Source organism: Anaerobacillus sp. ABD4_527, from assembly GCF_056160805.1.
In genome coordinates, this window is sequence record NZ_JBSWXZ010000001.1 from 284,058 (window position 1) to 301,184 (window position 17,127).

The 17,127-nt window shown below is 42.3% G+C and carries 19 protein-coding genes; 18 read left to right on the top strand and 1 reads right to left on the bottom strand.

All coding sequences use genetic code 11. The annotated features are described in order from the left end of the window. The first annotated feature begins 35 nt into the window (after positions 1-35). The 15 genes from remA (at position 36) to spoVM (ending at position 13,412) form a co-directional block, all read left to right on the top strand. Entirely contained in the window at positions 36-296 is a 261-nt protein-coding gene (gene remA, locus ACXAHI_RS01485) for an extracellular matrix/biofilm regulator RemA (RefSeq protein ID WP_224881992.1), read from the top strand. Between the two features lie 22 nt (positions 297-318). Next, the gene (gene gmk, locus ACXAHI_RS01490; RefSeq protein ID WP_474845410.1) at positions 319-930 is read left to right on the top strand and encodes a guanylate kinase; all 612 of its coding nucleotides are present in this window, start codon (positions 319-321) and stop codon (positions 928-930) included. A gap of 5 nt (positions 931-935) precedes the next feature. Further along, entirely contained in the window at positions 936-1,139 is a 204-nt protein-coding gene (gene rpoZ / locus ACXAHI_RS01495; RefSeq protein ID WP_270182061.1) for a DNA-directed RNA polymerase subunit omega, read from the top strand. Positions 1,140-1,252: 113 nt separating this feature from the next. Then, positions 1,253-2,455: a bifunctional phosphopantothenoylcysteine decarboxylase/phosphopantothenate--cysteine ligase CoaBC gene (coaBC, locus tag ACXAHI_RS01500; protein WP_474845411.1), complete on the top strand. Its 1,203-nt coding sequence runs from the start codon at positions 1,253-1,255 to the stop codon at positions 2,453-2,455. Next, positions 2,452-4,854, top strand: a complete 2,403-nt coding sequence (gene priA, locus ACXAHI_RS01505; RefSeq protein ID WP_474845413.1) for a primosomal protein N' — start codon at positions 2,452-2,454, stop codon at positions 4,852-4,854. Before coaBC ends, priA begins: the two co-directional genes overlap by 4 nt. A 25-nt stretch (positions 4,855-4,879) precedes the next feature. Beyond that, positions 4,880-5,356: a peptide deformylase gene (gene def / locus ACXAHI_RS01510; RefSeq protein WP_474845415.1), complete on the top strand. Its 477-nt coding sequence runs from the start codon at positions 4,880-4,882 to the stop codon at positions 5,354-5,356. Position 5,357: 1 nt separating this feature from the next. Then, positions 5,358-6,302 carry a methionyl-tRNA formyltransferase gene (gene fmt / locus ACXAHI_RS01515; protein WP_474848041.1) on the top strand — a complete coding sequence of 315 codons (945 nt, stop codon included), beginning with the start codon at positions 5,358-5,360 and terminating at the stop codon, positions 6,300-6,302. After that, the gene (gene rsmB / locus ACXAHI_RS01520; RefSeq protein WP_474845417.1) at positions 6,295-7,632 is read left to right on the top strand and encodes a 16S rRNA (cytosine(967)-C(5))-methyltransferase RsmB; all 1,338 of its coding nucleotides are present in this window, start codon (positions 6,295-6,297) and stop codon (positions 7,630-7,632) included. The genes fmt and rsmB overlap by 8 nt, the downstream gene beginning before the upstream one ends. Positions 7,633-7,672: 40 nt before the next feature. Further along, a complete protein-coding gene (locus tag ACXAHI_RS01525; protein ID WP_474845419.1) occupies positions 7,673-8,425 on the top strand; it encodes a Stp1/IreP family PP2C-type Ser/Thr phosphatase in 753 nt (250 codons plus the stop codon). Continuing rightward, positions 8,425-10,407 carry a Stk1 family PASTA domain-containing Ser/Thr kinase gene (pknB, locus tag ACXAHI_RS01530; RefSeq protein WP_474845421.1) on the top strand — a complete coding sequence of 661 codons (1,983 nt, stop codon included), beginning with the start codon at positions 8,425-8,427 and terminating at the stop codon, positions 10,405-10,407. The genes ACXAHI_RS01525 and pknB overlap by 1 nt, the downstream gene beginning before the upstream one ends. Positions 10,408-10,417: 10 nt before the next feature. Continuing rightward, positions 10,418-11,305, top strand: a complete 888-nt coding sequence (rsgA, locus tag ACXAHI_RS01535) for a ribosome small subunit-dependent GTPase A (RefSeq protein WP_474845423.1) — start codon at positions 10,418-10,420, stop codon at positions 11,303-11,305. A gap of 1 nt (position 11,306) precedes the next feature. Then, a complete protein-coding gene (gene rpe / locus ACXAHI_RS01540; RefSeq protein WP_474845425.1) occupies positions 11,307-11,954 on the top strand; it encodes a ribulose-phosphate 3-epimerase in 648 nt (215 codons plus the stop codon). Positions 11,955-12,019: 65 nt separating this feature from the next. Further along, positions 12,020-12,568 carry an energy-coupled thiamine transporter ThiT gene (thiT, locus tag ACXAHI_RS01545; protein ID WP_474845427.1) on the top strand — a complete coding sequence of 183 codons (549 nt, stop codon included), beginning with the start codon at positions 12,020-12,022 and terminating at the stop codon, positions 12,566-12,568. After that, positions 12,565-13,230 carry a thiamine diphosphokinase gene (locus ACXAHI_RS01550; protein WP_474845429.1) on the top strand — a complete coding sequence of 222 codons (666 nt, stop codon included), beginning with the start codon at positions 12,565-12,567 and terminating at the stop codon, positions 13,228-13,230. Before thiT ends, ACXAHI_RS01550 begins: the two co-directional genes overlap by 4 nt. Positions 13,231-13,328: 98 nt before the next feature. Next, positions 13,329-13,412, top strand: coding sequence for a stage V sporulation protein SpoVM (gene spoVM / locus ACXAHI_RS01555; protein ID WP_224882999.1), 84 nt, complete (start codon positions 13,329-13,331; stop codon positions 13,410-13,412). Between the two features lie 403 nt (positions 13,413-13,815). On the opposite strand, the gene rpmB is transcribed toward spoVM, so the two are convergent. Further along, the gene (rpmB, locus tag ACXAHI_RS01560; protein WP_224883001.1) at positions 13,816-14,004 is read right to left on the bottom strand and encodes a 50S ribosomal protein L28; all 189 of its coding nucleotides are present in this window, start codon (positions 14,002-14,004) and stop codon (positions 13,816-13,818) included. Positions 14,005-14,301: 297 nt separating this feature from the next. Here rpmB and ACXAHI_RS01565 point away from each other — a divergent pair, with 297 nt between their 5' ends. The 3 genes from ACXAHI_RS01565 to sdaAB all read left to right on the top strand — a co-directional run bounded on the left by ACXAHI_RS01565 (position 14,302) and on the right by sdaAB (position 17,121). Further along, positions 14,302-14,664 carry an Asp23/Gls24 family envelope stress response protein gene (locus ACXAHI_RS01565; RefSeq protein ID WP_224882043.1) on the top strand — a complete coding sequence of 121 codons (363 nt, stop codon included), beginning with the start codon at positions 14,302-14,304 and terminating at the stop codon, positions 14,662-14,664. A gap of 22 nt (positions 14,665-14,686) precedes the next feature. Beyond that, positions 14,687-16,354, top strand: a complete 1,668-nt coding sequence (locus ACXAHI_RS01570) for a DAK2 domain-containing protein (RefSeq protein ID WP_474845430.1) — start codon at positions 14,687-14,689, stop codon at positions 16,352-16,354. Positions 16,355-16,458: 104 nt separating this feature from the next. Then, positions 16,459-17,121: an L-serine ammonia-lyase, iron-sulfur-dependent subunit beta gene (sdaAB, locus tag ACXAHI_RS01575; protein WP_474845432.1), complete on the top strand. Its 663-nt coding sequence runs from the start codon at positions 16,459-16,461 to the stop codon at positions 17,119-17,121. The last annotated feature ends 6 nt before the right edge of the window (positions 17,122-17,127 follow it).

Genomic DNA, 17,127 nt, shown 5'->3' on the forward strand with positions numbered 1-17,127 from the left:
TAAAAATAGAATCGTGATTCCTGGGAGGAAAGACAATGAGTATTAAATTGATTAACATAGGCTTTGGCAATATCGTCAACGCTAACCGAATTGTATCGATCGTTAGTCCAGAATCTGCACCGATTAAGCGAATTATTACGGTAGCTAGAGATCGCAATATGTTAGTAGATGCAACATATGGACGGAGAACCCGTGCAGTGATCATTTCTGATAGTGACCATGTTATTCTTTCAGCGGTACAACCAGAAACTGTAGCGCAAAGACTGATCAACAAAGACGAACTATCAGATGAGTAGGATTTAGAAAGTGGAGGTTAGTATGAATAAAGATCGTGGATTACTAATTGTTCTTTCTGGCCCTTCAGGTGTTGGAAAAGGAACAGTAAGGAAAGCTTTCATGCAGGATGCGGAGGAAGTGCAATATTCAATCTCTGTAACGACTCGTAAACCGCGTGAAGGGGAAGTGGACGGAGTAGACTATTTCTTTAAATCTCATTCAGAATTTGAAGAGATGATTGAAAATAATAAACTACTTGAATACGCACAGTTCGTAGACAATTATTATGGAACACCCGTCGATTATGTAGAAGAAACGCTTAATTCAGGAAGAGATGTTTTACTCGAAATCGAAGTACAAGGTGCTAAGCAGGTAAGAAACCATTTCCCAGAAGGTGCCTACATCTTTTTAATGCCACCGAGTTTAACTGAACTCAGAAATCGAATCGTCAACCGTGGAACTGAAACGGACGACGTGATCGATAATCGTATGGGCGTTGCAAAAGAAGAAATCGAATTGATTGACCAGTACGATTATATCGTTGAAAATGATCAGGTCGAGCTTGCATGTGAAAGAATGAGAGCAATCATTACTGCAGAGCATTTAAGACGTGATCGAATCGCACATCATTATAAAAACGTATCGGAGGTATAACTATGATCCTATATCCATCAATCGACTCATTAATGGAGAGAATTGACTCAAAATACACGCTCGTAACACTTTCAGCGAAAAGAGCTCGTGTTATTCAACAAACAGAGAATGTTTATGTAGACCACCCAAAGTCCGAAAAGCCTGTAGGAAAAGCGCTAGAAGAAGTAATGGACGGAAAATTGCTAGCTGATGGAATGATACACGACTAGTAGAAGTAACAACCTATGAGAATAGGTTGTTATTTTTTTCATAAAAGATGGTAGCCCTTTTTAATATACCGTAACATTATTATGTTAACTAGAATGGTGGAAGGTGAAGCGTAATGAGTTTGAAAGGGAAGAAGATCATGCTTTGCGTAAGTGGCGGCATTGCCGTTTTTAAAGCCGCAGCGCTTACTAGCAAATTATTTCAAGAAGGTGCAGAGGTAAAAGTTTTGATGACGCATTCAGCATCACAATTCGTTACACCTCTCACCTTTCAAACGTTGTCTAGAAATGATGTTTATCAAGATACGTTCGAAGAAAAAGACCCAGCTTCAGTCGCTCACATCGATCTTGCCGACTGGGCGGACATCGTGCTGATTGCGCCTGCAACAGCGAACATGATTGGAAAATTAGCAAATGGAATAGCAGACGATATGATGTCTACAACACTCTTAGCAACACAGGCACCGATCTTCGTTGCACCAGCTATGAACGTACATATGTATGAGCATCCTGCTGTATTTCGAAACATGAGCATATTAAAAGAATTCGGATGTCACTTCCTCGAACCTGGTGAAGGGTTATTAGCATGCGGGTATGTAGGGAAAGGACGTATGGCCGAACCAGAAGATATTTTATCAACTTTACAAACCTATTTTAATGAAGATACCCGTGATTTGATTGGTAAAAAAGTATTGGTTACAGCCGGTCCAACTCGAGAACCTGTGGATCCAGTAAGGTATTTCACAAATTATTCTTCTGGGAAGATGGGATTTGCACTTGCTGAACAGGCTGCAATGAGAGGGGCCGAAGTGACATTGATCGCTGGGCCAGTGCAGTTAGAAACGCCTCCTCGTGTAAACCGAATCGATGTGTTGACGGCTGAAGAGATGTATGAAGCCGCGATGAGTGAAGCGGTTCGAGCGGATATCATCATTAAGGCAGCTGCGGTTGCAGATTATCGACCGGTCGTTGTATCGAAAGGAAAAGTTAAAAAGTCAAATGACTCCATCGTAATTGAAATGGAGCGGACAAAGGATATTTTAGCCTCGATTGGAAAAAAGAAAGAGCATCAAATCCTGATTGGTTTTGCGGCTGAGTCAGAAAAAGTTGAAGAATATGCCATGAAGAAACTTGAGAAGAAAAACCTTGACCTCGTCTGTGCAAACAACATTACGAGTGAAGGAGCAGGATTCGATAAAGATACGAACATTATGACGTTGATTCGAAAAGACGGAGAGCACATTCACCTCCCATTGCAATCGAAGCATGATGTTGCAAATAAAATTCTTGACGAAGCGAAACGGCTGGATGTTCGATGATTGCAAAGGTAATTGTCGATGTACCAGCTAATCAAACGGATCGACTGTTTGATTATGCGATTCCAGAATCGTTTCAAGACGTATTAGAGCCTGGCATGAGAATTGTTGTGCCATTTGGACCTCGAAAGATACAGGGGTTTGTGATCAGCATCGAGAAAGATTCAGAACTTGATAAACTAAAAGAACTAGACGAAATAAAAGATGTAACCCCTGTACTTACACCTGAGCTTCTTGATCTAGGATTTTGGTTAACAGAAAAAACGCTATGCTATGCTGTTTCTGCTTTTCAAGCGATGCTTCCAGCAGCGATGAAGGCAAATGTGACCAAGACGGTCGTACGAGGAAATCAGTTTGATGAAACAGCACCATGGGGAAAGATAATCGGCAATACGAACGGAATGAGATGGGAAGATTTTTTGTCTCATTTTACTCACAAAGATTTAAACCGTGCGATCAAACATGATGAATTAGAAGTAAGGTACGACGTAAAGGAAAAAACTGCTCCTAAAACACAGTTGGCTGTTTCGGCTCAGCTAAGTGGTAAAGAGCTCACGGTCGAGAAAGAGAAAATGGGTAACCGAGCCTTAAAACAACAGGAAATCATTCAATATTTTATCGATCATCAAGGTGCTGTTTCGTACAAAGAGTTGATGGGCACGCTCGATACGACACGATCAACGATCAAAGCTCTCGTTTCAAAGTCAATACTAAAAGAAGAAGAATTGGAGTTATATCGAGATCCGTATGAGGGGAGAAGTTTTGCTCCATCAACGCCCTTAGAATTAACAGACCTTCAGCAGCAAGCGATCACTCCGATCTTAGATAGCATCGAAAACAACCAGCACCGTACCTTTTTGATTCACGGCGTAACGGGGAGCGGTAAAACTGAGATCTACCTTCAATCCATCCACAGAGTATTGAACGATGGTAAAGAAGCAATCGTGTTAGTCCCTGAGATCTCACTTACCCCACAGATGGTAAACCGATTTAAGAGTAGGTTTGGGTCGAACGTTGCAGTGTTGCACAGCGGACTATCAAGGGGCGAAAAGTATGATGAGTGGAGAAAGATCCATCGTGGTGAAGTAAAAGTGGTGGTCGGAGCACGATCCGCTGTTTTTGCTCCATTTAAAAACCTTGGGATCATCATTATTGATGAGGAACACGAAGGAAGCTACAAACAAGAAGAAAATCCACGCTACCATGCCAGGGATGTGGCGATTAAACGTGGTGAAAATCATGATTGTCCTATCGTGTTAGGGAGTGCTACTCCTTCGTTAGAATCCTATGCAAGAGCAACAAAGGGAGTTTATACACTACTCGAGCTTCTTCATCGCGTCAATAATCAGCAGATGCCCGAGGTGTCGATCGTCGATATGAGGGAAGAGCTGAGATCAGGAAATCGCTCGATGTTTTCTAATGAGCTCTATGATAAACTGCAAGATCGCCTGATGAAAAAAGAGCAAAGCGTTCTGTTTTTAAATAGAAGAGGGTATTCGACTTTTGTAATGTGCCGGGATTGTGGTTTTGTAGTGGAATGTCCACATTGTGATATCAGTCTCACATACCATAAGATCAATGGGACGATGCGATGTCATTATTGTGGGTTTGAAGAACCGCTTCCGTCTTCTTGCCCTGAATGTGAAAGTGAGCATATTCGTTTCTTTGGAACTGGGACACAGCGTGTTGAAGAGGAACTTACGAAGATCTTACCTGAAGCTCGTGTGGTGAGGATGGATGTCGATACGACACGTCGAAAAGGTTCACATGAAAAACTCCTCACGCATTTTGGGGAAGGGAAAGCAGATATTTTGTTAGGAACACAAATGATCGCAAAAGGACTCGACTTTCCGAATGTCACGCTCGTTGGCGTCTTAGCGGGAGATGCGATGCTTCATATCCCTGATTTTCGCGCATCAGAAAAGACGTTCCAACTTCTAACGCAAGTAAGCGGTCGAGCGGGACGTCACGTTTTACCAGGAGAAGTTGTTGTTCAATCGTATACCCCAGAACACTATAGTATTGAGCTTGCTTCACAGCATGACTACCTTGCTTTTTACAAGCGCGAAATGATCATGAGAAAACAGTACGGATATCCACCATTTTATTTTCTAGCGATGGTGAACGTCTCTCATGAGGAGTTAACAAAAACGGTCGATGTAACAGAAAAGATTTCTGAGTTTCTGAAATCGAGCCTTTCAGAAGAAAGTGTTGTGCTAGGACCTGTGGCATCAGCTATACCAAGGATCAAAGATAGATATCGCTATCAATGCATGATAAAATACAAAACTGAACCAAAACTGCATCACTGCTTAAAAGAAATACAAAAGCACTATGCGAAGGAAATGACACGCGGCAAGCTTCAGATCACGATAGACACACAGCCCTATATGATGATGTAGATGTCGTTTGAAAGGAAGAATGAATTTGTCTATAAGAAAAATTGTAATACACCCTGATGAGGTACTAGAAAAAGAATGTGAAACGGTAAAATCGTTCGATAACGATCTTCATCGACTATTAGATGATATGTTCGACACGATGTATGATGCGGAAGGTGTTGGACTAGCTGCGCCACAAATCGGAATCGAAAAGCAAATTGCAGTGATCGATACTCGTGAAGAAGAGCCACTTGAAATCATTAACCCTGTTATAAAAAAAGCAACTGGAGCTGAAGTGGATCTAGAGGGGTGCTTAAGCTTCCCAGGTTTATTCGGTGAAGTAGAACGACCTACTCGAATCGTCCTTAAGGCGCAAGATCGCCATGGAAAGGAATTCACGTTAAAAGCAGAGGACTTCTTTGCAAGGGTCATCCAACATGAGGTCGACCACCTTCATGGCGTTCTGTTCACTGAAAAAGTGATTCGATACGTTGATTTAGAAGAGGAAGGAAGTGACGAATAAGATGAACATCGTATTTATGGGAACACCTGATTTCTCAGTACCTGTATTGGATATGTTGGTTGAAGAAGGGTACACCATTTCTGGCGTTGTCACACAACCTGATCGCCCTAAAGGGAGAAAACGTGTCATGACACCGCCACCCGTTAAAGTCGCTGCTGAAAAACACGGATTGCCAGTGTTGCAGCCTGAAAAAGTTAAAGAACCTGAACAGCTGAAAGAAATTTTAGATCTAAATCCAGATCTTATCGTCACGGCAGCATTTGGTCAGATCCTTCCAAAGGAGCTTCTTGATGCGCCTAAACACGGGTGTATCAATGTGCATGCCTCTTTACTGCCAAAACTTCGAGGTGGTGCGCCGATTCATTACTCCATTCTACAAGGACATAAAGAAACGGGCATCACAATCATGTATATGGTTGAGAAATTAGATGCTGGTGATATTCTTACACAATCGGTCGTACCGATTGAAGAACGCGACCATACTGGTATTCTTCATGACAAACTTAGTGTGTCCGGTGCAAAGCTTTTAAAAGAAACGATTCCTGAGTTAGTAAAAGGCAACATCACTCCAGAGAAACAAAACGATGAAGAAGCAACTTTTGCCCCGAATATTAAACGTAACTTAGAAAAAATCGACTGGACAAGACCTGGAGAAGAGATTTACAACCAGATTCGAGGACTTCATCCTTGGCCAGTAGCCTTTACAGAATATGAGGGCAACGTTATGAAAGTTTGGTGGGGTGAGAAAGTTGAAGCGAATGGACAAGCTGCTCCTGGAACCGTTTTATATACAGATCAGGACGGTCCGGTCGTTGCGACTGGCAATTCTACTGCAATCAAGCTTACTGAGATTCAACCTGCTGGTAAGAAACGGATGAGCGCTGCTCAGTATTTACAGGGACGTACATTCGAAAAAGGCTCTTTATTTGGTGAGCAACATGACTAACGTGAGGGCAGCGGCACTAGATGTACTTGAGAAAATTAACAAAAACCAAGCTTACAGCAATCTCCTCTTAAACGAGACCATTAATAAGCATAAGTTATCAAGAAAAGACATCGGTCTACTAACCGAGATCGTTTATGGAACTATTCAGCGCCAAAAGACGCTCGATTTCTATCTTGATGACTTTTTAACGAATCGGAAAAAGATTCAATCCTGGGTAATCTCACTCTTACATCTATCGCTTTATCAAATGGTGTATCTCGATCGAGTACCTGATCGAGCTGTCATTCATGAAGCGGTTGAGATAGCAAAGAAACGAGGTCATAAAGGCATCAGTGGAATGGTTAACGGCGTTTTGCGGAACGTGCAGAGAAAAGGCCTCAAAGATTTTAGTTCGATAACGGACGACGTTGAAAGGATTTCGATTGAAAAAAGCCATCCATATTGGCTGGTAAAACGTTGGGCTGAGCAATTTGGACTTGATGAAACTGAAGCAATGTGTGAAGAAAATCTTCAGGCACCATATGTGACTGCAAGGGTCAACACGATGAAAACGACTGTAGACCAGGTGCTTTCACATCTAGCTGAAGCGGGCTTAGAGGTGATGAAAGGGGAGCTTTCACTAGACGCCATCAAAGTAGTGAAAGGTCAATTGATCGAAACTGATGTCTATAAAAGAGGCGAAGTAACGATACAAGATGAGAGCTCGATGCTCGTAGCAAGAGCACTCGACATCGACCCTGGCCACGCCGTTCTTGATGCCTGTGCAGCTCCAGGTGGGAAGACAACTCACATTGCTGAACGCCTACAAGGGGAAGGATACGTTCAATCTCTTGATCTTCACGACCATAAAATCAAGTTGATTAAGAAACAAGCAGAACGTTTAGGACTTCTAAATGTGGAAGCAAAAGCGCTCGACAGTCGTCTAGTTTCTGACGAGTTTGAAGAAAACACGTTTGACCGGATTTTAGTTGACGCTCCTTGTACAGGTTTTGGGGTTCTCCGAAGAAAGCCAGATATCAAGTGGGCAAAAAAACCTGAAGATATCGAGAGGATTACTTCGGTTCAAAGGGGAATTTTGGATTCACAGGCTTCTCTTGTAAAACCTGGTGGAAAATTGGTTTATAGTACGTGTACAATAGAAGAAGCGGAAAATCAGGATGTCGTCAGAGCATTCTTAGAAGACCATCCTGAATTTTCGATGGATACTACTATGAATGAACGCCTTCCAAAAGTTGTTTCGCCTTATATAAATGGTGGAGAGCTTCAATTATTACCGCACTACTTTGGCACGGATGGCTTTTATATCGCAACGTTGGTTAAAGAGAAATAGTTAGATGTGATAAAGTGGATTATAGAGACGGGGTGACCACATGCAAGCTGTAACATTGACAGACCGCGGACAGGTCAGAGCTTACAATGAAGACAGTACCAGTGCTATTCAAAATAATCTTGGTGAGTACCTTGTAATCGTGGCAGATGGCATGGGAGGCCATAAAGCAGGAGATATTGCTAGTTCCATGGCAGTCGAATGCCTGCAAACAAACTGGAAAAAAGAGAAGGCTGGCTTTCGTCCGGGAAGAGCGGAAGCCTGGCTATTACATACGATTAAAGAAGCGAACGCAACGATACTGTCTTATTCAAACGACAATACAGAGTACGCTGGTATGGGAACAACGTTAGTTGCCGCTATTTGTACAGAAGAATTTATTACGATCGCACACGTTGGGGATAGCCGAGCGTATTTGATTCAAGACGGTGAATTCAACCAGAAAACGAGCGATCATTCGCTAGTGAACGAGCTTGTGAAGAGCGGCCAATTATCTGAAGAAGAAGCGGAGGACCATCCAAGAAAGCACGTACTGCTGCGAGCTTTAGGTACAGAAGAAAAGGTTAAAGTCGATATCCATACATTCGAATGGACTGAGGGCGAAGTTGCATTGTTTTGTACGGATGGCTTAACAAACAAGCTGGCAGATGAAACGCTGCAGGAGATCTTGTCTTCAGAAATTTCACTTCAAGAGAAAGCGACGAAATTAGTTATGCTCGCAAATGAAGCTGGTGGGGAAGATAACATCACCGTTGCAGTCATAGAGCATTCTATGTCTTCAGGAAGTGAAAGCTAATGATAGGAAAGCATATTAACGGCCGGTACAAATTGCTTGAGGTCATCGGTGATGGTGGTATGGCAATCGTGTATAAGGCTACGGATTTAATTCTAGATCGAATCGTAGCAGTTAAGTTACTGAGACCTGAATTCTCTAAGGATGATGAGTTCATCAAGCGATTTAGAAGAGAAGCAGAATCCGCAACGAGTCTTGATCATCCTAATATCGTCTCGATCTTTGATGTTGGTGAAGATGAAGATTACCATTACATCGTAATGGAGTACGTTGAAGGGAAAACGTTAAAGCAAAGCATTCGAGATCGTGGAGCCCTTCCAATTGTAGAAGCCATCGATATCATCAAGCAGATTGCTTCCGCGATCGAACACGCTCATGAAAATCAAATCATCCATCGTGACATTAAGCCTCATAATATTTTGATCAATGAATATGGCGAAGCAAAAGTCACAGACTTTGGAATCGCGATGGCCATGACATCTGCAACGATTACACATACGAACTCTGTACTCGGATCCGTCCATTATTTTTCACCAGAACAGGCGCGTGGAGGAGCGGCGACAGAGCGCTCAGACATCTATTCTCTTGGCGTTGTCCTTTATGAAGTTGTGACTGGCGTGCTACCGTTCTCAGGCGACTCTCCTGTTTCGGTTGCGTTGAAGCATCTTCAGGATCGCTTTCCAAGGCCGAGTTTGATCAACACCTCTTTACCGAAAAATGTTGAGCAAATTATTCTGAAAGCGATGGCGAAAGAACCTCACCAGCGTTATGAGAATGCTCAGGAACTCTATGATGCGTTAGATAACGCACTAGATCCTACTAAGGTGTATGATGCACCTGTAGCTTCAGACGATGATGAAGCTACGAAGGTGCTTAGTCCTGTTGTTCCAACTGATGCTTCCGAGAGTAAACCTGAGAAAGCAGAAGTTGAAACGGAATCTGACAATGAGAAACAGGATAAATCTCCTAAAAACAAAAAGAAGAAAAAAGCAGGTAAAATCGTAACGATTGTTTTCCTGATTTTACTCTTATTAGGTGGTGCTGGTGCACTTGCATTCATTTTTATGCCCGATCTATTTTACGTACCAGACGTTGAAGTACCTGACGTGTCTGGAATGACGTATGAAGATGCTCGAACCGCTTTGATTGAAAGCAACCTTGCTGTTGAGAAGGAAGAACAGTTTAACGAGACTGTTGAGGAAGATGATGTCATCAGTCAAGACCCAAGTTCTGGGTCGATGGTTAAAGAGAATAGTAGGGTGACCCTATATGTAAGCAAAGGTGCTGAAAAGACGGAGCTTCCGAATTTCATAGGTAAGACACAGAGTGAAGTGGAAGCAGACCTTGATTCTAAAGGATTCGAAAACGTGAAGTTCGAAGGAGAGTATCGTGACGAACCTAAGGGGGAAATCTATGACCAGAGTCCAGAAGCTGGTAAGATGGTTCTCCCTACTGAAGATCGAATCGTGATCTGGTACAGTCAAGGACCAGAGCCTGTTTTATTACCAGACTTAACGAACAAAACGAAAGAAGAAGTCGAAGCGTTCGCAAACGCTGAAGGTCTAAAGGTTGCTTATAATGAAGCTGCTTTCAGCGATTCAGTCCAGGAAGGTCTCGTGATGGATCAGTCGCCTAATACGGCCACGAGCATCGAGAAGGGACAAACGATTACTGTAACCCTCTCTAAAGGTCCAGAACCAGAACCTGAACCGGAGCCAGAAGAAGAACGAATTGTGTTTACTGAAGAAGTAAAAGTAGACGTTAAGGATAAGGAAAAGCATCCAATTGAGATCATCTATCGTGACTCTAAGACAGAGAACGGTGAAATCGTTGAAGAAATTGACAAATCGAGCAAATTTGAGTTTGAACTGACGATCGATCCAGGAGACTATGCGTCGTATAAAGTCTTTGATAATGGTGAAGAAATTGAGTCGAAGACGATTACCTATGATCAAGCAAAACAAAAATACGGAAAAAACGAGTAAGGAGTCCTACATGGCAGATGGAAGAATTATTAAAGCTTTAAGTGGCTTTTATTACGTGCAGGATGAAGTGAATAAAGAAATTTATCAATGCAGAGGCAGAGGGAATTTTAGAAAGCGAAAGATTACCCCTTTAGTTGGAGATAACGTTGTCTATGAAGCGGAGAATAAAACAGATGGTTATATTCTAGAAGTAAAGAATAGAGAGAATGAATTAGTACGTCCACCGATTGCTAATATCGATCAGGCTTTTCTCGTTTTTTCAGCTACTCAACCTACGTTCAATACGCAGCTGCTTGATAAGTTTCTTGTTCATATCGAAGCGAGTGATATAAAGCCAGTCATCTGCATCACAAAAATGGATCTTGTTTCAGAATCAGAAGAAGAAATCATACACAATTATGGCAAGGACTATCGTGAGGTGGGGTATGAAGTACTGATGAATTCTGCACAGAGTTTATCTGGAATATCTGAGATCGAGGAGCATTTCTATGATAATGTCACTGTATTCGCAGGACAATCAGGAGTAGGGAAGTCCTCACTACTCAATGCGATCAATCCGGATTTAGACTTAGATACTAGCGATATTTCAACACATTTGGGTCGAGGAAAACATACGACTCGTCATGTTGAATTGATTCCGTTTGGATCTGGATTAGTCGCTGATACACCCGGCTTTAGTTCTCTTGATTTCAGGGGCATAGAGGCAGATGATTTATGGCTTTACTTCCCTGAGATTAGAGAAAAAACGAACGAATGTAAATTTAGAGGCTGCACCCACATGAAAGAACCTGGATGTGCGGTTAAAGCAGCTGTAGATGAAGGTGAGATAAAGGCGTACAGATACGACCATTATTCATCGTTCTTCACAGAGATTAAGGACCAAAAACGGAGGTATTAATATGATAAAGATTGCACCATCAATCCTCTCAAGCGACTTCGCAAAACTTGGAGAAGAAGTGAAGGATGTTGAAGCGTGTGGAGCTGATTATATTCACGTAGACGTGATGGACGGACATTTCGTACCAAACATTACGATTGGAGCACCAATCGTTCGAGCTCTTCGTCCCGTTACCAACTTACCGCTCGACGTGCACCTTATGATTGAAAACCCAGATCACTACATCGAAGAGTTCGCAGATGCAGGGGCAGATATCCTGACTGTTCACGCAGAGGCATGTCCTCATTTACATCGTACGATTCAGTTGATCAAGAGCAAAGGTGTTAAAGCAGGCGTCGTCATCAATCCTGCAACACCAGTCGATGCGATCAAGCATGTGATCGAAGATGTTGACCTTGTTCTCCTCATGACCGTGAATCCTGGGTTTGGTGGACAGGCTTTCATCGAAAGAGTGGTTCCGAAAATTGCAGAAGTAAAAAAACTAGCGGATGACTTGGGTGTATCGCCTGAAATCGAAGTGGATGGCGGAGTCAACAAAGAGACAGCTAGAAAATGTATCGAAGCTGGTGCTACGGTACTTGTGGCAGGATCAGCGGTTTACAATATGGAAGATCGTAAATCAGCAATCGAGAGCCTTCGTCAATCTTAAAACAGCCGGGCGACACGCCCGCTGTTTTTTTGTAAAGTGAAATTATTGTTTAGGAGTAGATGATTATGAATAACAATCGCCTTGTTTTACTTCTTGAGATCGCCCTTATGGCAGGTATCGGGGTGATCTTGGACTTGTTTTCCATCCGTTTATGGCCCAATGGGGGTTCTGTTTCACTAGCGATGGTACCGATCTTCTTAATTGCCTTTCGGAGAGGGATCGGACCTGGGATCGTCACTGGCTTATTAGTGGGCATCCTACAGCCGCTTCTAGTCGCACCGTTTTACGTACATCCAGTACAATTTTTACTAGATTATCCGGTTGGATTCATGGTAGTAGGTTTAGCAGGACTGTTTAGTGTTTCACAAGATGCTACTAAAAAGAAACGAATCACGATGATTGCGATCGGCTGTTTTCTCGGAGCGTTGTTCCGATTAGTATCTCATTTTACTTCGGGTGTTATTTGGTTCGGTGATATGGCGCCAGAAGGTACGCCTGTCGCGCTGTACTCATTTTTATATAATGCTTCTTATCTCTTCCCTGCAGCAGCCGTTTCAATTATTGTGTTAGCGCTGCTTTCATCGACTTCTCCGAAGATGGTTCATCGACCATGACACATGAAGCTATCTATCTTGTAGCAAGTGGACCAATTTCTGATTTGCCTCAAAATCTACTAAAAGATAAGCGGGGTGTGCAATGGGTAGGTGTTGACCGGGGAGTGTATACGCTCTTGAAGCACGGCATCACTCCTTCTCAGGGATTTGGGGATTTTGACTCTGTCACGCCTGAAGAAAGAGAGTGGATTGAAACGCATAACCTTTCATTTCATGTGTATCCATCAGAAAAAGATCATACAGATCTTGAGTTAGCACTCGACTGGGCGATCGACCAACGACCGAGTGAAATCATCATGTATGGGGTCACAGGGGGTAGACTTGATCATAGCTGGATGAACGTGCAGATGTTGATAAAAGGGTTGAAGAGTGGCGTGAGTGTAAAGCTAGAAGATCGACAGAATCGTCTTCAGTTAAAAGGACCAGGCCATTATTCTTTAGAGAGTGATGCGCGATATCCATACGCTTCGTTCTTATCGTACACACCCGAAGTAAAGGGATTAACGTTAGAAGGTTTTAAATTTCCTCTTACTGATAAAAAGTTGGAATGGGGATCGAGTTTATGCATAAGTAATGAATTGGTCGAGGAAAATGGGTCTTATTCATTTACTGAAGGCATACTTATGGTGGTAAGAAGTTCGGACGCCGAACATCAGGATTAGGGTATATTTTATTTTCGGCGAATATAATAGTAAAGAATATTATGATCTCATATTGTTTTATCCTGGTCTCCATTTTTGACTTTTGAGGAGGGGGAAGTATGAAGTTCTATACGATTAAACTACCTAAGTTTCTCGGTGGGTTTGTAAGGGCGATTCTTGGATCTCTTCGTAAAAATGAATAGCACGAAAAAAAGCACCTGATCCCGGGTGCTTTTTTGTGTAAGCATGTTAAGGATCTAGTTGATGTGGTCCCTATGCCGTAGGAGTTTAAATACCTCTTGCTTTCCTGTGGACGAACGTCCGAGCCTCAAAGCGGACAAAGAGCCGTCCAATCTGAGTCTCGAACGCCCGTTGGACCACGGGAGTCAAGAGGTATTCACTCCTACTAGAATACAATCAATCAAAGTTAAACTTTCCGACCTATTATGCTACCTAACTTTTCAGCTCGTCAAGGTGATTATTATTGGTTTAATCCTTCATATTAGCGCAGATTGGAGCGTAAATGATCACTATTTTGTTGGATGATCATTCAGTAGCCTTTTAACAAAAAAAGCACCCGTTAACGGGTGCTTTTTCGTGTGTCAATTATACGCGTTCTACTTTCCCAGATTTAAGGGCACGAGCAGAAACATATACTTTTTTCGGTTTACCATCAACCATGATACGTACCTTTTGAAGGTTTGCACCAAATTTACGTTTTGTTGTATTCAACGCGTGAGAACGCTTGTTACCAAACGCAGTCTTTTTGCCAGTGATTGCACATTTAGCCATTATTTCAACCTCCTTACTGTCCTACATTGCACAAGAAGTGCAGGATAAATCCTCCACTATAGTATCACGTAGGTATAGTGAATGCAAGACAAACAACAGGGTTATCAAGAAAAAAACTTAACAGCTAAAAGTGATGATACGAGTGTTTTACAAGGATGAACTTTTAAATTCACTAATATTGTAGTAAAATAACTATTAGCTCTAAATGAGATGTATTTAATTTATTTTAGCATCAAGAGTTAGTAATGAAGATAGAATGGAACATTGGTCAGCACCCAAATCGCTAAGGGAGGAACAAATATGTCAATTGAAATGAAAACCCAATACGGACAAATCGATATTTCTACTGAGGTAGTAGCTGCAATTGCAGGTGGCGCGGCGATAGATTGTTATGGTATCGTAGGTATGGCTTCTCAGAAGCAACTTAAAGACGGTATTACAGAATTGTTGGGAAAAGATAACTTTAGCAGAGGGATAGTAGTTCGCAGAGAAGAAGAAGAACTCAATATCGATATGTATATTATTGTGAGCTATGGTACAAAAATTTCGGAAGTTGCTCATAACGTTCAAACAAAAGTAAAGTACCAGCTTGACCAAATGCTCGGACTATCTGTAGATTCTGTAAACATCTACGTACAAGGGGTCAGAGTAACGAACCCTTAAGTGGAGTTAGGAGGAACAGTCTGTGACAATTAAGAGGATTGACGGTAAGCGGTTTGCGCATATGGTTATCGAAGGTGCAAACAACCTATCTAAAAATGCAAAAATGGTTGATGCCTTAAACGTATTCCCTGTACCAGACGGAGATACAGGAACCAATATGAACCTAACCATTACTTCAGGTGCAAACGAAGTTAAGAAAAGCAGCTCAGAGAAAGTAGGAGACGTTGCATCTCTATTTGCACGAGGACTATTAATGGGTGCGCGAGGAAACTCTGGAGTAATTCTTTCACAGTTATTCAGAGGGTTTTCTAAAGCGATCGATACAAAGAGTGAAATTGGAACTGTAGACTTTGCTGCTGCTTTAGACAACGGCGTAGAGTCGGCTTATAAAGCTGTTATGAAGCCTGTTGAGGGTACGATTCTAACTGTAGCAAAAGACGCTGCGAAGAAAGCTGTAAAGTCAGCAAAGCAAACGGAAGATATGATCGAGCTTATGCAAATCGTTGTAAAGGAAGCGAAAGCCTCCCTTCAACGTACGCCTGATCTACTTCCAGTTCTAAAAGAAGTTGGGGTTGTAGACTCCGGTGGACAAGGTTTACTCGTGATCTATGAAGGCTTTCTTGCCGTGCTTGAAGGCAAAGAAGCACCTGATGTGTCACTTGAAGAAGAAAAGATGGATGAATTGGTTCGCGCTGAGCACCATAAAGGTGCACAAGGACATATGAAGACAGAAGATATCGAATTTGGATATTGTACTGAATTCATGGTTCAACTTGAAGACGCGAAGCTTAAACAATCTCCATATGATGAAGAATCGTTTCGAAATGAACTAGACAAGCACGGGGACTCACTTCTCGTGATTTCTGATGACGACCTTGTCAAAGTACATATGCATACTGAATACCCTGGTAATATCATGACATATGCACAGAATTTCGGAAGTTTGATCAAAATTAAGATTGAGAATATGCGTGAGCAGCATTCGACGATTCTTAACGAAGAAAAAGCTTCTAAGCCAGCAGCTGCTGAAAAGAAGAAATACGGTATTATTACCGTTTCGATGGGTGATGGGATCGCTGACCTATTCAAGAGTTTGGGCGCGAGCTACGTGATCTCCGGTGGTCAAACGATGAACCCAAGCACAGAGGACATCGTGAAAGCGATCGAGGAAGTGAATGCCGAAAATATCATCATCCTTCCGAATAACAGCAACATCGTCATGACAGCAGAGCAAGCAGCATCCGTAGTTGAAGAGAATGTTGTTGTCATTCCTTCTAAAACTGTTCCACAAGGGATCGCTAGCTTACTCGGATTTAATCCTTCGGTAGAAATCGAGGAAAATGGTTCGGCGATGAAAGCAAGCATGTCTGAAGTGAAATCAGGTCAGGTTACATTTGCTGTTCGTGACACTCAAATCGATGGCGTTTCGATCGCAAAAGATGATTTCATGGGGATTTCTGATGGAAAAATCGTAGTCTCTGAATCATCTCGATTCGATGTAGCGAAAGCTCTATTAGAATCGATGATCGGCGAAGATGATGAGATCATCACGATCATCTATGGTGAAGATGCAGACAAAGAAGAAGCAGAAAAGCTCGTTTCCTTTATAGAAGAGCAGTTCGAAGAAGTAGAAGTTGAACTCCATGAAGGAAAGCAACCGATCTATCCGTATATTGTTTCGGTCGAGTAGCATTTAAATAAAGCAGAAAAAGAAACGTGGCACATGCCAGGTTTTCTTTTTCTGCTATTAACGATAGTGTTCATTAGGTGTACATAACGAAAGGTGGAGTCGATGTGAAGTTTCGCAGTGTCTTTGATATTATCGGTCCAGTAATGATCGGCCCTTCAAGTTCACATACAGCAGGTGCAGCAAGAATCGGACGAGTAGCTAGACATCTATTTGGTCGCGAGCCACAAAGCATCACGATTTCTTTGTATGGGTCATTTGCTAAAACATACAAAGGACATGGAACTGATGTGGCGTTAGTGGGTGGTGTCCTAGATTTTGACACGTTTGATGAACGAATTGTGAATGCGCTTACAATAGCGAAAGAGAAAAAGATAAAGGTAAGGTTCATTGAGGAAGATGCTGTCACTGATCATCCGAACACAGCTAGGGTGCACTTGAAAGACGATAAAGGTGAGCTGGAACTAGTAGGGATCTCAATCGGTGGCGGTAAAATGGAAGTGATCGAATTAAATGGCTTTGCACTTGGCCTGTCTGGAAACAGTCCAGCTATCCTTGTTGTTCACAATGATCGGTTCGGTGCGATCGCAGGAGTATCGAACTTACTAGCGAAGCATGAAATCAATATTGGACACATGAACGTTTCGAGGAAAGAAAAGGGGAAAGAAGCCCTCATGACGATAGAAGTTGATCAAAACATACCTCAAGTAGTGCTCGATGAAGTCGAATCACTCCCGAACATTCTTCAAGTAGCAAAAATCAGTGAATAACATATA

Excerpts from the sequence above, each read along its gene's own strand:
- spoVM (WP_224882999.1), top strand. The coding sequence starts at position 13,329 with ATGAAGTTCTATACGATTAAACTACCTAAGTTTCTCGGTGGGTTTGTA.
- coaBC (WP_474845411.1), top strand. The coding sequence starts at position 1,253 with ATGAGTTTGAAAGGGAAGAAGATCATGCTTTGCGTAAGTGGCGGCATT.
- gmk (WP_474845410.1), top strand. The coding sequence starts at position 319 with ATGAATAAAGATCGTGGATTACTAATTGTTCTTTCTGGCCCTTCAGGT.
- pknB (WP_474845421.1), top strand. The coding sequence starts at position 8,425 with ATGATAGGAAAGCATATTAACGGCCGGTACAAATTGCTTGAGGTCATC.
- thiT (WP_474845427.1), top strand. The coding sequence starts at position 12,020 with ATGAATAACAATCGCCTTGTTTTACTTCTTGAGATCGCCCTTATGGCA.
- remA (WP_224881992.1), top strand. The coding sequence starts at position 36 with ATGAGTATTAAATTGATTAACATAGGCTTTGGCAATATCGTCAACGCT.
- fmt (WP_474848041.1), top strand. The coding sequence starts at position 5,358 with ATGAACATCGTATTTATGGGAACACCTGATTTCTCAGTACCTGTATTG.
- rsmB (WP_474845417.1), top strand. The coding sequence starts at position 6,295 with ATGACTAACGTGAGGGCAGCGGCACTAGATGTACTTGAGAAAATTAAC.
- ACXAHI_RS01550 (WP_474845429.1), top strand. The coding sequence starts at position 12,565 with ATGACACATGAAGCTATCTATCTTGTAGCAAGTGGACCAATTTCTGAT.
- ACXAHI_RS01525 (WP_474845419.1), top strand. The coding sequence starts at position 7,673 with ATGCAAGCTGTAACATTGACAGACCGCGGACAGGTCAGAGCTTACAAT.
- rpe (WP_474845425.1), top strand. The coding sequence starts at position 11,307 with ATGATAAAGATTGCACCATCAATCCTCTCAAGCGACTTCGCAAAACTT.
- rsgA (WP_474845423.1), top strand. The coding sequence starts at position 10,418 with ATGGCAGATGGAAGAATTATTAAAGCTTTAAGTGGCTTTTATTACGTG.
- ACXAHI_RS01565 (WP_224882043.1), top strand. The coding sequence starts at position 14,302 with ATGTCAATTGAAATGAAAACCCAATACGGACAAATCGATATTTCTACT.
- priA (WP_474845413.1), top strand. The coding sequence starts at position 2,452 with ATGATTGCAAAGGTAATTGTCGATGTACCAGCTAATCAAACGGATCGA.